Source organism: Actinoplanes hulinensis (genome assembly GCF_019429605.1).
Taxonomy (GTDB): Bacteria; Actinomycetota; Actinomycetes; order Mycobacteriales; family Micromonosporaceae; genus Actinoplanes; species Actinoplanes campanulatus.
Genome location: NZ_JAHXZI010000011.1, coordinates 95,037 through 108,114 on the forward strand (window position 1 = coordinate 95,037; position 13,078 = coordinate 108,114).

Here is a 13,078-nt window from a genome sequence, read left to right on the forward strand (position 1 = left end):
GTCAGCGGGCGGGGGGCGTCCACGCCAGCTGAACCAGGCGGGACCCCTGTTTACGGGTGACCATCCAGGCCCGGCCGGGCGGCAGGATCTGCGGCTTGATCGTGCCGAACAGCGGCCCCTCCTCGCGCGGCCCGGACATCATGAGGCCCGGCGTGGCCAGCTCACGGAGCCGGCCGATCACCGGGTCGAACATGGCCCGGGCGGCGCCGCCGATGCGGCGCGTGACGATCAGGTGCAGGCCGATGTCGCGGGCCTGCGGCAGGAACTCCAGCAGCGGCAGCAGCGGGTTGGTGGCCGCCCCGGCGACCAGGTCGTAGTCGTCGACCAGCACGTACAGCTGCGGGCCCTTCCACCAGCTGCGGTCGTTGAGCATTTCCGGGGTGACGTCCGGTCCGGGCAGCCGCTCGCGCATCGCCACCGCCACCTGGTTGATCAGGTCGGCGGTGACCTGGTGCGAGGTGCCGTAGCCGATGGTGTGCCCGGCGTCCACACAGCCGAGCAGGCTACGGCGCAGGTCGACCAGCAGCAGCCGGGCCTGCGACGGGTCGTTGGCGGCCGCGATGGACCGGGCCAGACTGCGCAGGAAGGAACTCTTGCCGCTCTCCACGTCGCCGAAGAGCAGCGCGTGCGGTTCGGCGTCGAAGTCCAGGTGGACCGGTTGCAGGTCGGACTCGGCGATGCCGATCGGCACCAGGGCGCCCTCGGCCGGCGGCACCGCCTCGAACGGCAGCTGGGGCGGCAGCAGGCGCACCGGCGGGGCGGGCGGGCCGGACCAGTGGTCGGTGGCCGTCTTCACGTACTCGCTGACGGAGTCGGACAGGTCCTCGACGCGCTGCTCCCGGTCCACCCGCGGCAGTGCGGCGAGGAAGTGGAAGCCGTCCGGGGTGAGACCGCGGCCGGGCGCCTGCTCCGGCACGTTGACCGCCTCACGCCGGTTGATCACCGAGTCCGCGGGCTCGCCGAGGCGTAGCTCGACGCGGGTGCCGAAGACGTCGCGGATCTGCGGCCGGATGTCCATCCACCGGTTCGCGGCGGCGATCACGTGGATGCCGAAGCCGAGGCCCCGGTTGGCGAGTTCGTTGACCGTCGGCTCCAGGTCCTCGAACTCGGCGCGCATCGTCGCCCAGCCATCCACCACCAGGAAAACGTCGCCGAACGGGTCCTCGGCGAACCGGCCCTGCGTCTTGGCCCGGCGGTAGGCGGCCACGCCCTCCACGTTGTGCGCGGCGAACACCTCCTCGCGGGCCCGCATCAAGCCGTGCACCTCGGCGATGGTGCGGCGGACCCGGTCCACGTCGCGGCGGGTGGCCACGCCGCCGACGTGCGGCAGGTCGGCGAGCCCGCTGAGCGGGCCGCCGCCGAAGTCGAGCCCGTAGAACTGCACCTCGCGCGGGGTGTGGGTGAGCGCCAGGCTGACCACCAGGGTGCGCAGCAGGTTGGACTTGCCGGACTGGGCCGCGCCCACCACCACGAGGTTGCCAGCCGCTCCGGCGAGGTCCAGCCACATCGGGTCACGGCGCTGTTCGAACGGCTTGTCGACGATGCCGACCAGCGCGTGCAGCGTGCCGAACCGGTCGGCCGCGTCGGCCACCAGCCCGCGGACGGGGTCGGTGACGAGCGGCGGGAGCAGCTGGCCCAGGGTGGGTGCGGTCTCCAGCGGTGGCAGCCACACCTCGTGCGCCGGGGTGCCCCTGCCCTCCATCTGCCGGACCAGGACCTCGAGCAGGGTGTCGCCGACGACGCGCTCCTCGTCGGCGCCGGCGGCGTCCTCGGGGTCGGCCTCCGGCTGCTCGTCGCGCAGCGGAGCGGCGTAGAAGGTGGAGAAGTCGCGGATCGGGTCGCCCAGCTTCACCCCGGCCGCCGCGGCGGCGTTCTCCTGCCGGACCGCTCCGGAGACGTACGCCGCCTTCAGTCGCACCAGGCCCTCGGTGCCGGTACGCAGGTAGCCGTGGCCGGGGGATCGGGGCAGTTCATAGGCGTCCGGCGCGCCGAGGACGGCCCGGCTCTCCATCGACGAGAAGGTGCGCAACCCGATCCGGTACGACAGGTGCGACTCGAGCCCGCGCAGCCGCCCCTCCTCGAGTTTCTGCGAGGCCAGCAGCAGGTGGACGCCGAGTGACCGGCCGACCCGCCCGATCTGGACGAACATGTCGATGAAGTCCGGCCGGTGGGTGAGCAGCTCGGAGAACTCGTCGACGATGAACAGCAGGCTGGGCAGCGGCGCGAGCGGCACGCCGGCCGAGCGGGCCCGTTCGTAGTCACGCTGGGACGCGTAGTTGCCGGCTTTGCGCAGCAGCTCCTGCCGCCGGGTCAGCTCGCCCTGGATGGCCCCGAGCATCCGGTCGACGAGCGTCAGCTCGTCCTCCAGGTTGGTGATCATCGCACTGGTGTGCGGCAGCCGGTCCAGGGAGGCGAAGGTGGCGCCGCCCTTGAAGTCGACCAGCACGAAGTTGAGGATCTCCGGGCTGTGCGTGAGCGCCAGTGCCAGCACCAGCGTGCGCAGCAACTCGGACTTGCCGGAGCCGGTGGCCCCGACGAGCAGGCCGTGCGGGCCCATGCCGTCCTGCGCGGACTCCTTCAGGTCCAGCTCGATCGGCCGCCCGTCGAGGCCGACCCCGATCGGCACGCGCAGCCGGTCGCGATTGGGGCGGCTCGCCCACAGCTCGTCGAGGTCCACCTGGTAGGGGTCGTCCTGCCCGAGCAGCTCGGCCAGGCCGAGGTCGTGCAGGACCGCGGCCTGGTCCCGGTGCGACGCCACGGAGAGCCGCAGCGGGGCCAGCTCCCGGGCCAGCACCTCGGCCTGATGCGTGCCGAGCGCGTCAGCGCGGCCGACCTGGGTGCTGCCGTCCATGGTGGTGCCGGTGACCGTGCCGTCGGCGGCGATCTCCAGGACCACCGAGCTGTCGTCGAGGAGCCGGGGCGGCGGCACCGACAGGTCGAGGATCGTGACGCCGGCGACGCCGCCCTCGGTCATCAGGTGGTCGGAGCCGGCCGTCGAGCCGCCGTCGATCACCACCACCACGTGCGGGCCGTTGAACGGCGGCCCGTTCGGGTCGAACCGGGGCCGGTTGACCAGCACGTCGTCGACGATGGCCTCGAGTGCGGGCACGCTCGGCGCCACCAGCCGCACCGAGCCGACCGCGTCGGTCTTGCCGGGGTGCTGGGCGTGCGGCAGCCACTTCACCCACTCCCAGCGGGACCGCTGGTGATCCGGCACGCACACGCCGATCCGCAGATCGTCCGGGGCGTGGAAGGTGGACAGCTGGGCGATCAGCGCACGGGTCAGGTCCAGCACCGCGTCGTCGCCGCCGCGCAGGTAGATGTGCGAAAAGTCGCGCAGCGCGACCGCCACCGGCAGGTCCGGCACCACCGAGTAGGTGCTGACGAACTTGCGCAGCGCCATCGCGCAGAGCGGCTCCAGCTCGTCGACCGGCCGGGTCTGCGGCGGCACCAGACGGGTCGCCACCTCCTGAGCGCCGAGGCCCACCCGGATCACGGTGAAGTCCGCGTCGCCCTGGCGGCGCTCCCAGAGCCGGCCGCCGCCGGTCAGCGTCCACAGCGTGTCCGGGTCGGGATTGCGGTAGTACATCGCCTCCCGCTGCTGCCGGACGGCGTTGCGGACCTGGGCCCGCAGCTGGGACAGATGGCGCAGGTACTGCCGCCGGGCCTCGATCATCTCGCGCTTGCCGGGACCGGTGGTGTTGGTCACCATCATGGCAATCATGCCGAGGATGGACACGCCGTACATCGCACCGGCCACGTAGGCGATCGCACCGCTGCGCTGCGTACCCATCATCAGCCCCATGGCCGCGGCGCCGGCGCCCATCGGCAGGACCATCAGCATCCGCGTCCAGCCCTTGCCGCCCGCGGGCGGCACCTCGGGCGGCGGGTCCAGCAGCACCTCACCGGAGGGCATCAGGGGCGCCGGACGGCGCGGAGGGCGCTTGACGATGGTGACTGTCACGCTGGCGTTCCTCCTAGGCGGCTGGTCGGCGCCCCATCCTAGTCATCCGCACCGGAGCCGGCTCAGCCCCATCGGTGCGGGCGAATCCCAGGTCACCTGCTCATCGGCCGCGCCTGCTAGGTTGTGGCGCGAAGATCGGCGTCCAAGCTGGAGGTGATCGCATGAACGCACCGGGTGGCCCTAATCTGGCCCGGGTCACGATCGCGGCTCCGGAGCGCCGGATGGACGTCGCGCTGCCGGACAACATGCTCGTCGCCGAGCTGCTGCCGCACCTGCTGCGGCACGCCGAGGGCGGGCTGGGCGAGACCGGCGACCTGGGCGGTGGCTGGGTGCTGCGCCGTGCCACCGGCGCGGCGCTGGAGCCCCATCGCAACCTCACCGCGCAGGGCATCCGCGACGGTGAGCTGCTGCATCTCAAGCCCACCCGGGAGGACTGGCCGGAGCTGGCCTACGACGATGTCGTCGAGGTGATCGCGAGCGGCTCCCGGCGGGCCGGGCGGGCCTGGGCCGGTGCCGCCACCCGTGACACCGGGCTGGCGATCACCGCTGTCGCGCTGTTGGTGGGCCTCGCCGGTCTGGCGTTCACCGGGCCGCAGTGGCGCACCCCGGGCGTCATCGCGATCGGCGTCGCCCTCGCCCTGACCGTCGGTGGCGTGCTGCTGTCGCGCGCGTTCCGCGATGCCGGCGCCGGTGCCGTCGTCGCCGCCGCCGGCCTGCCGTACGCGTTCTTCGGCGGCGCCTGGCTGATCATGCCGGGCGACGCGGGCTTCCTCGACACCGGCGCTCCCGGCCTGCTGCTGGGCTCGGCGGCGCTCCTGGTGCTGAGCCTGCTCGGGCACACCGGCGTCGCCGGCCTGCCGCGCCTGTTCGTCGCGGGCATCGCCGCCTCGCTCACCGGTCTGCTGGCCGCGCTGCTGAGCATCGCCGGCATCACCGCGGCCGGTGCGGCGGCGGTCGCGCTGACCACCGCCATCGGTCTGCTGCCGGCCTATCCCGTGCTGGCCGGCTGGCTGGGCCGGCTGCCGTTTCCCGAGCTGCCGAGCCGGGCGGAGGAGATCCTGGCGGACAAGCCGACGCCGCGCCGCTCCGACGTGTTCGCCGCGGTGGTGCGCGCCAGCGAGGTGCTGACCGGGCTGCTGCTGTCCACCGCGATCTGCAGCGCCGTGGCGATCGTCTACCTCACCGCGCAGCGACCGGACATCTCCGGTGTCCTGCTGATCGTGGCCGCGGTCGCCGCGCTGCTGCTGCGCGCCCGGCTCCTGCCGGTGCCCCGGCAACGGGTGCCGTTGCTGGTGGCGGGCCTGACCGGGCTCGCGGTGCTGGGGCTCGGCGCCGCGTACCACGCCGGTGGCCGGTCGCCGGGGATGCTGTTGCTGGCCGGCGCCGGCGTGGCCGCGGTGATCGCCCTGTCCGCGGCGCTCGTGTTCAGCCGCCGGCAGCCGTCGCCGTACCTGGGACGGGCCGCGGACGTGTTCGACGTCGTCGCGATCATGGCGCTGATCCCGCTGGCGTGTGCGGTCATCGGCATCTTCGGGTCGATCCGGGGGCTCTTCGCCTCGTTCGGCGGGTGACCCGCGATGGCCTCCCGTCGTGATCAGCTGCATTCGTACCAGTTCATGAACCAGCGGGTGGTCTCCGCGTTCGTCATGCGCGAGACCGACCCCGCCCAGTCGCCGCTGCGCCGCGGCATCGGAGCGCTGTTCGGTGGCCTGATGGTGGCGGTGCTGGTCGGTGCGGTGTACGGCATCATCGGCCTGCTCACCAAGGTGGGCACCGACACCTGGAAGAGCGACGGCTCCGTGGTGGTGGAACGCGAGTCCGGCGCAAGCTTCGTCTACCTGAACGGCAGGCTGAACCCGGTGCTCAACCTGGCCTCGGCCAAGCTCGCCGCCGGCCGGCCGAATCCCACGGTGTTCCGGGTGGCGGCGAAGTCCCTGACGGAGGCGCCACGGGGTACGACGATCGGCATCCCCGGCGCGCCGGCGTCGTTGCCCGAGCCGGACCGGCGGTCCGGTCTGCCGTGGACCATGTGCGCGCTCGCCGGTGACAAGCCCTGGTCGGTCCTGCTGGCCGGGTCCGGCGCTCCCGCGGCGAGCGAGCTCGGCGACCGCGGGATGCTCGTGAAGGACGCCGCCAAGGGCATGAACTATCTGGTGTGGCACGGCCGCAAATACCAGTTCCAGGACTCGCGTACGACGATTCCGGCGCTGTTCGGAGCGGTCTCGGCGACGCCGGTCGGCACCGCCTGGCTCGACGCCATGCCGTCCGGTGTCGACATCGCCGCCATCGCCGTGCCCGACCGGGGCGCGCCCTCCGGCAAGGTGCCCGGCCGTCGCAACGGCGAGGTGCTGGTCGCCGGCACCGGCAGCGGCGAGCAGTCGTACCTGGTCTTCGACGACGGTCTGGCCCCGATCACCGCGTTGCAGCGGGCCGTGGTCGACGCCCGGTTCCCCGGCGCGCCGGTCGAGACCACGGTCAACGCGGTCGGCCAGGTGCCGGTCAGCAACCGGCTCGACGGCCAGGACCCGGCGACGCAGCCGCCTGCCGCACCGCCCGAACTGGCGCCGGTGAACGACGGCGAGACGCTGTGCGCGCAGACACGCGACCCGGCCGAGCCGCCGGTGGTGTCCGCGGGGGGCCCGGCGGCCGCACTGGCCGGGGCCGTGCCGACGATCGGCACCACCGGAGCCGGTCGTGCGCTGGCCGACGCGATCCTGGTCCCGGCGGGGCGCTACCAGCTGGTCAAGGTGCCCGGCTCGGGCGGTTACACGCTGGTCACCGATCTCGGCGTGCGCTACCCGATCCCCGGCGCCGAGGTGCTGGCCATGCTCGGATACCCGGCCGAGTCGGCGATCGAGGTGCCCACCGCGCTGGTGAACCGGATCCCGGCCGGGGTGACACTCGACCCGGCCGCCGCGATCCTCCCGGCCGCGCCGGCCGGCTGATCAGCTCTGGCGCGAGTCGGCCAGGTCGTCGAGCAACATCACCGGCGGGCCGGGCTCGACCGGCTCCTCGGGGCGCGGCAGCGGGGCCGCCAGACCCGGCCGCCAGCCGCGGCGGCGCAACGCCGCGGTGGCGAGCAGCACGCCCACGACCAGGATCAGCACCAGGCCGGCGCCGAGAAGCGCCAGGTCGCGGCGGCGCCGCTCGGCCGCGGTCTCCGGCGGGGAAGCCGGCTGGACCGCCGGCAGAGCGCGGTGGCTCGGCGCCACGACCTGCTCGGTCAGGGCCGCGTACGGGTTCACCACGCCGGCGCCGTACTGCGGGCCGGCCGGTGTGGGGCTGGCCGCGGCGATCAGCGACCGGGTGATCTCCGAGGTGAGCAGGTTGCCCCGTTTGGCGCGGGCGAGCGCCACCGTTCCGGCGACGAACCCGGCGGCGACCGCGGTGCCGTCCACCTGCACGAGACCGGTTCCGCGCTGCAGGGTGGGCACGGCGACACCCGGGGCGACCAGGTCGACGAAGTCGCCGCCCGGCGAGTTCCTCCAGATGCCGCCGTCGGGGCCGATCGCGCCCACGCCGAGCACATCCGGGTAGGCCGCCGGGAACGAGGGGACGGACCGGCCGCCGCTGGCCTCCAGGTCCCCGGCCGCCGCGACCACCACGATCCCGCGGGCCACCGCGGCGGCGACGGCCCGGCTCAGGCTCGCGTCGCCCGTGTGGAGCGGCGTCGCCACGACGATCACGTCGGCGCCGTTGTCGGTGGCCCAGGTGATGCCGCGGGTCAGGGCGGCCGGCTGGGCGACCGCGCCGAACGGGATGTCCGGGACCACGCGTACCGGTTGGATCCGGGTGTCCGGCGCCACGCCGACGACGCCGTTGCCGGTCGAGCCCTGGGCCGCGATCACCCCGGCGATCTGGGTGCCGGTGCCGGTGCAGTCGGTGTCGGCCGGGCCGCGGCCGGAAACCGCGTCGAAGCCGGGCAGGACCCGCCCGCGTAGCTGCGGGTGCGCCGCGTGGACTCCGGTGGACAGCAGCGCGACCGTGGTGCCGCCGCCGCGGGTGAACGGCCGCACCGTGTCGAGCGCGAGCATCGCACGTGGCCACGGCGTTTCGGCCGGGATGTCCTCGGGCTGGGCACAGCGGTCCACCGGGGCGGCGGAGGCCGGTACGGCGGACGCGGGCACGACCGGAAGGGTCACCAGCGCGGCCAGGACCGCGCCGAGAAGTCGGTGGCTCGTCGATAGCACCCGGGAATGATATTCGCCGGTCAGGTTCGGCTGCCGAGCGCGGCCCGCCGGGCTTCCAGATCGGAGCGCCGGAAGCGGTTCGGCGCCCGGTCACGCAGGGCCCGCCCCGGGACGCTCCAGAACGCGTCGCCGGGCACCGCGGCCTCTCCGGACGGCACGAACTTGAGTGCCTCGCCGAGACAGGCCGCCGCCGTGGCCAGCCACTCCCGTGCCTCCTCGGCGGTGATGTCGGGCAACTCGGCGGCCAGGGCCATCATGTCCGCGATCTCGACCCACTCTCCCGGGTCGAAGAGCACCGACGTCTCCTCGTCCGCGCCGAACGTGACCGTGGCGCCGGCGCGCGGCGGCGTCGGGCGCCGCGGCAGGGCGAAGACGAACCGCCGCTCCCGGCCGCACCCGTCACACCGGCCGTGATAGCTGCGTGCCGGCACACCGTCCTCCTCCACCAGGGACTCGGACCAGGGCACCTCCACCGCCATGCAGTCGGGACAGCCGTGCAGGTCCATGTAGAGATGGGCTTCATCGCGGGTGCGGGCGGCGGGCAACACGCATCGAATGATAGAACCGTTGACCATGTCTCGTGGACGGATCATCCTCAGCGCCGTGGTGGTGCTTCTCGGCGCGGTCGCCCTGTTCGTCGTGTCGAACATCGACGCGCCCGGCGGCTCCGCGGACGCGCGGAAGCTGCTGACCGGCGTCGAGTCCCGGCTCCGTGCGGCCGGCAGCGCCCGGGTCGGATTCACCGCCGAGATCCGTCCACAGGTCTCCGGGCCGAAGGCGACGTTCGCGGGCACCAGCCTGATCAGGTTCGGCGAGATTGGCGAATGGGACACCACCTTCTCCGGCATCGTCGCCGACGGCCAGGCGCCGGTCGAGGGCCGGGCCATCCGGGCCGGGCGGCAGACGTACCTCACGTCGCCGAGCTTGACGGCCGACGACGGGCGCGCCTGGTTCGCGGCGACGACACCGGCGTTCTGGGGCAACACGATGGCCAACCCGAACCTCGGCCTCGCCGATCTCACGGTCTGGACCGGCTTCCTCGCCCGCACGCCCGGGCAGCTCGCGCTCAACGCCGCGACCGAGGAACTGCCCGACGTCGAGGACGCCGAACACGAGTTCCGGGTGCGGTGCACGCCGGCTCAGGATCCGCACTGCCCGCCGCCGTTCGGCACCGACCTGGACGCGCTGTTCGACGAGGCGGGCTTCCCGGTCTATCAGGCCTGGATCGACGACGACGGCCTGATCCGCAAGCTCGAGGTGAGCTTCAGCGTGATCAACAGCGGGACCGGCGCCGCCGACCCGCTGCGCCCGCAGGGTGAGTACCAGGCCCACCTGACCTTCACCCTGGACGATTTCGGCACGCCGGTGACGGTCACCGCCCCGCCGGCTGATCAGGTGACGCAGAGCCGCCTGGTGCGCCGGCGGGAATGAACGTCAGCAGCACCAGCACGTCCTCCGCGGAGACCTCGACGGCGCCGTCGCCGCCGGGGTCGACCGCCAGCCCGTGCCCCTCGGGCCACACCGCCAGTGCGAACGGCAGCGCCACCTCGACCGCGGGCACCGGGCCGGGATGGCGGCCGGCCAGCGCCTCCGGGGTGGTGAAGACCTCGATCATCCGATCCGGGCCGGGCAGCCATGGGAAGCCGGGCTCGACGATCTCCTCGGCGGTCACCGGCCGGCCGGTCGGGATCAGCACCACCGAGTCGAGCAGGCGGTCCAGGTAGCCGTACACGTCCCCGGCGCGCGCGGCGGCGGTCAGGGCCGCCGGCACGTCGTCGACGGGATGGTCACCGGCCGTCTGCAGGGCACGCAGCTCCTGCTCGGCGATCTCGTCCTGCTCGGCCTCCTCGGCCAGTTCCGCCAGCGTCGGCACGGTGACATCGCCCACGGCCGCCCGCTCGACACCCTCCACCGCGAGGTACGCGTCGATCGGCGTACCCGGGTTGATCGCCAGCCGCCACCGCGGATCGGGCCACTTGCGGCGCAGCTCGGCATAGCTGGTGACGGTGTAGCCGTTGACCGCGTGCCCGAACTGCGCCGCCAGCGCCTGTACCGAGGTGAAGACCGGCAGGAACACCTCGTCGAACGCGTGCACGGTGAGGAACCGCTGCCCGGGCGAGTCGTCCCCGGCGATCTGCGGCAGGTACAGCTCGGCGAGCGCCACCAGCTGGAAGTAGGACTGCCGGTCGTCCTCGCCGGCGGCCAGCAGCATGGCGCGCTCCACCTCGTTGACCGGCTCCCAGCCGGTCACCGCGCGGCCCGCCGGTGCGAGGAGGGCAGAAGAACGCCGAGGCCGTCCGGTGAGACCGATTCCGCGGCGGCCGCGGCGTTCGCCGCGAGAGCTTCCAGATCGGAGGGTACGGGCCGCAGCGCGACCCAGAACGACGCGAAGTCGCCGGCGAGCCGGTGCAACAGACGGGCACAGACGTCGTCGGCGGTGAACGCGTCACGATCGCGGGGATCGTCGTCGTCGAGGTAGCCCACCGCGCCGGTGTCCGGGCCGCCGGTCCGCAGCACGAGCAGGCCGCCCTGGACGTGGCCGATCGCCAGCCAGTCCGCGGTCAGCCGGTCGCCGAACCAGGCGTTGCGGTAGGCCAGGTCCTGGGTCCGGTCCTCCCGGAAACCGAACAGCGGCTGGTCCAGGACGAACCCGTGGCCGGGGAGGACGGCGGGCGCCCCGGGCGCGCCGCCGTTCGTGCGCTCCAGGAACTCCCGGTACGCCGCCGGTAGGCGTACCCCCAGGGTCTGTTCGGCCTTGACCACCGCGGCGCTGGAGAGACGCTCGGAGACCAGGATCCGCGGAGCGGCGCCGGTCCGGGCGGTGAGCCCGCGCCCGGCGGAGCGTGCGGCGGCGACACTGACTCCGCCGAGATGCCGGAACGCGGCGTGCAGTTCAGCCGGCACCAGCGCGAGGAAGCGGCCCTGCGCCGCGTGCGCCCAGGTCCAGCCGGGCGGCGTGCCGACGCTGCCGTCCCACAACGGGTCGCCGTCCGCCCGGGCGGCCAGCTCGGCGGCCCGCACGGCGACCACCCGGGCCTCGTCGATCGTGAGGTCCGCCACCGGCGGTGGCAGCGCGACAAGGGTGCGCGCATAGGGCGTCCAGTCCGGGAAACCCCATGGATCGACCGGTACGCCGTGGCGGTAACGCACCCGCAGCATCGGCGATGCCGGGTGCGCTGCCCGGAAGGCGTGGCGCGCGCCCGCGATCCGCTCTCTGGTCCCCACTTCGGCTCCGTCTCCACACCGTATCGATCGGACAGACAGGTCGGCGGCGCGTCAGATGTCGAGGCGCAGGCCGGTCTCCGGGTCCAACCCCATGATCTCGCGGGCCCGCAGGGTGTACTCCCGGTCCGCCTCCGGCGACGCGTCGACGTCGACGTGGTGCAGGTTGTAGTCGGACTCGCCGGGATGCAGCTCGGGCCGGAACGGCGTGGTCGCCGCATGTTTGCGCTCCCATTCCGCGTGCCAGGCGCTGAGCGCCCGCAGGCGCTCCGCGCGGGTAGGCGGCGGCGGCTGACCCGGCACGTTCGGCTCCTGGGCGCGTTCCGTGCCGTCGGCGTCCGCCGCGGTCTCCAGCAACCGCCGGGCTCGCTCGATCACGCCCGGCGCGAGGTCGGGTGGGAGGAGGAACATCCGCGCTTCGATGTGGCGGTGGAACAGGTCCTCCGGGTGGTTGCCGGTGGCCAGGACCTCGGCGGCGATCGATTCCGGCCACACCCACATCCCGTCGGTGCGGTACGTGCCGGCCGGTCCGTCGCTCACCAGTGGCGCGCGGGTCAGGAACGCGACCACCTCGGCCTGCGCCTCCGCGTCCAGCGGCCCGAACGCGGCGCCCGTGCCCGGCACGGCCAGGCGCAGCACGACGTCGCCCGCCCGCTGCCGCTCCAGCGCACGCCGAACGGCCCCGAAGTGCTTCCGGGCGGTGGCCGCCATCGCCGTGGGCGGCCGGTGGCTGGTCCGCCGCAACGTCCCGGGCAGTTCGCCGCGTTCGGCGCGCGCCAGCATGTCCGACGGCCGCCACACCCCGTCACGGCCGAGCAGTTCGTCGACCGTCCCGGTGGCCGAGACGACCCGGCGCAGCGTCCAGGAGGGATTGGCGACCGACTCGCCGGGACGCAGGCGGGCGAAGTACAGCATCTCGGTGGCGGTCGATTCGTCCATAGCCATGGCAATCTACCCGTCTCACGCCCGCTGGAGCAGGGCCGCACCGGCGAGCGCGGTCCGGTGGTAGGGCGGCAGATCCTCGCCGGTCCAGAACACCTCGACCTGCGCGCCGGGGTCGCCGTGCCGGTGCAGCGCCTGCTGGACCGTACGCGTGATGTCCCACGCCGCCGCGCCGGCGGCGACCTCGATCAGCACCACCCGGACGCCCGCCCCGGGCGGGAAGCGCCAGGCCCGGGCGATCGAGAGCACGTCCTCGCGACCGCGCAGCACGCTCAGCGGTGCGCTGTCCTCGAGGTCGGTCAGCCGGGTGGCCAGGTCGTCCAGGGGGGCCAGCGCGGGCGGCAGGTCCCACAGGTCGTCACCGGGCCGGCCGCTGAGGTCCAGCCGGGGCGGGATCCGGGCCCCGTCGGTCGCCAGGACGTCCGCCGGCACCGGGGAGAACCGGTGGGCGGTCGCCGGGATCTCCTCCGCGATCCGTACTCCGTCGATGCGCATCGGCTCCCGGCCGCCGAAGAACGTCGCCACCGTCTCGCGCAGCAGCGCCACCTGGCCGGTGGTCAGCGGCACGCCGAGCTCGGCCGTCGCCCCGGAGACGTGGTCCGGGATCTTGGCCAGGTCACCGGCGGCGAGCATCGCCCGGACGTGGTTCAGCCAATCGTCGGGGACCCGGCCGGCCAGGTTCAGCAGCAGCCGGTGCAGGCCGCTGAAGTGGCGCCAGCCCTGCTCACCCAGCTCCACCCGCGCGTCAGCCATGTCCACG

At 73.8% G+C, this 13,078-nt stretch carries 10 protein-coding genes; 3 read left to right on the top strand and 7 right to left on the bottom strand.

All coding sequences use genetic code 11. The features are described from left to right. Position 1 precedes the first annotated feature (1 nt). Positions 2 to 3,964, bottom strand: coding sequence for a type VII secretion protein EccCa (eccCa, locus tag KZ829_RS21580; protein ID WP_220145739.1), 3,963 nt, complete (start codon positions 3,962 to 3,964; stop codon positions 2 to 4). A gap of 161 nt (positions 3,965 to 4,125) precedes the next feature. On the opposite strand from eccCa, the gene eccD reads away from it, so the two are divergent. Both eccD and eccB read left to right on the top strand, forming a co-directional pair. After that, positions 4,126 to 5,535 (top strand): type VII secretion integral membrane protein EccD, encoded by a 1,410-nt coding sequence (eccD, locus tag KZ829_RS21585; protein WP_220145740.1) that lies wholly within the window; start codon positions 4,126 to 4,128, stop codon positions 5,533 to 5,535. A 6-nt stretch (positions 5,536 to 5,541) separates the two neighbouring features. Beyond that, on the top strand, positions 5,542 to 6,909 hold the full coding sequence (gene eccB / locus KZ829_RS21590) for a type VII secretion protein EccB (RefSeq protein WP_220145741.1): 1,368 nt from the start codon (positions 5,542 to 5,544) through the stop codon (positions 6,907 to 6,909). Here the strand turns inward: eccB and KZ829_RS21595 are convergent, their stop codons facing one another. Further along, on the bottom strand, positions 6,910 to 8,154 hold the full coding sequence (locus KZ829_RS21595) for a S8 family serine peptidase (protein ID WP_220145742.1): 1,245 nt from the start codon (positions 8,152 to 8,154) through the stop codon (positions 6,910 to 6,912). It lies immediately after the preceding gene. A gap of 20 nt (positions 8,155 to 8,174) precedes the next feature. Continuing rightward, positions 8,175 to 8,702 carry a hypothetical protein gene (locus KZ829_RS21600; protein ID WP_220145743.1) on the bottom strand — a complete coding sequence of 176 codons (528 nt, stop codon included), beginning with the start codon at positions 8,700 to 8,702 and terminating at the stop codon, positions 8,175 to 8,177. Positions 8,703 to 8,721: 19 nt separating this feature from the next. Here KZ829_RS21600 and KZ829_RS21605 point away from each other — a divergent pair, with 19 nt between their 5' ends. Further along, positions 8,722 to 9,585: a hypothetical protein gene (locus KZ829_RS21605; RefSeq protein ID WP_220145744.1), complete on the top strand. Its 864-nt coding sequence runs from the start codon at positions 8,722 to 8,724 to the stop codon at positions 9,583 to 9,585. On the opposite strand, the gene KZ829_RS21610 is transcribed toward KZ829_RS21605, so the two are convergent. Genes KZ829_RS21610 through KZ829_RS21625 form a run of 4 tightly spaced genes read right to left on the bottom strand, consistent with a single transcriptional unit; the run spans position 9,527 to position 13,071 of the window. Next, positions 9,527 to 10,405, bottom strand: coding sequence for an SseB family protein (locus KZ829_RS21610; RefSeq protein WP_220145745.1), 879 nt, complete (start codon positions 10,403 to 10,405; stop codon positions 9,527 to 9,529). The genes KZ829_RS21605 and KZ829_RS21610 overlap by 59 nt on opposite strands. Next, positions 10,402 to 11,379, bottom strand: a complete 978-nt coding sequence (locus KZ829_RS21615; RefSeq protein WP_308285602.1) for an SMI1/KNR4 family protein — start codon at positions 11,377 to 11,379, stop codon at positions 10,402 to 10,404. Before KZ829_RS21615 ends, KZ829_RS21610 begins: the two co-directional genes overlap by 4 nt. Positions 11,380 to 11,430: 51 nt before the next feature. Then, positions 11,431 to 12,315: a hypothetical protein gene (locus tag KZ829_RS21620; RefSeq protein WP_220145746.1), complete on the bottom strand. Its 885-nt coding sequence runs from the start codon at positions 12,313 to 12,315 to the stop codon at positions 11,431 to 11,433. Positions 12,316 to 12,336: 21 nt separating this feature from the next. Then, positions 12,337 to 13,071 carry a hypothetical protein gene (locus tag KZ829_RS21625; protein WP_220145747.1) on the bottom strand — a complete coding sequence of 245 codons (735 nt, stop codon included), beginning with the start codon at positions 13,069 to 13,071 and terminating at the stop codon, positions 12,337 to 12,339. Positions 13,072 to 13,078 lie beyond the last annotated feature (7 nt).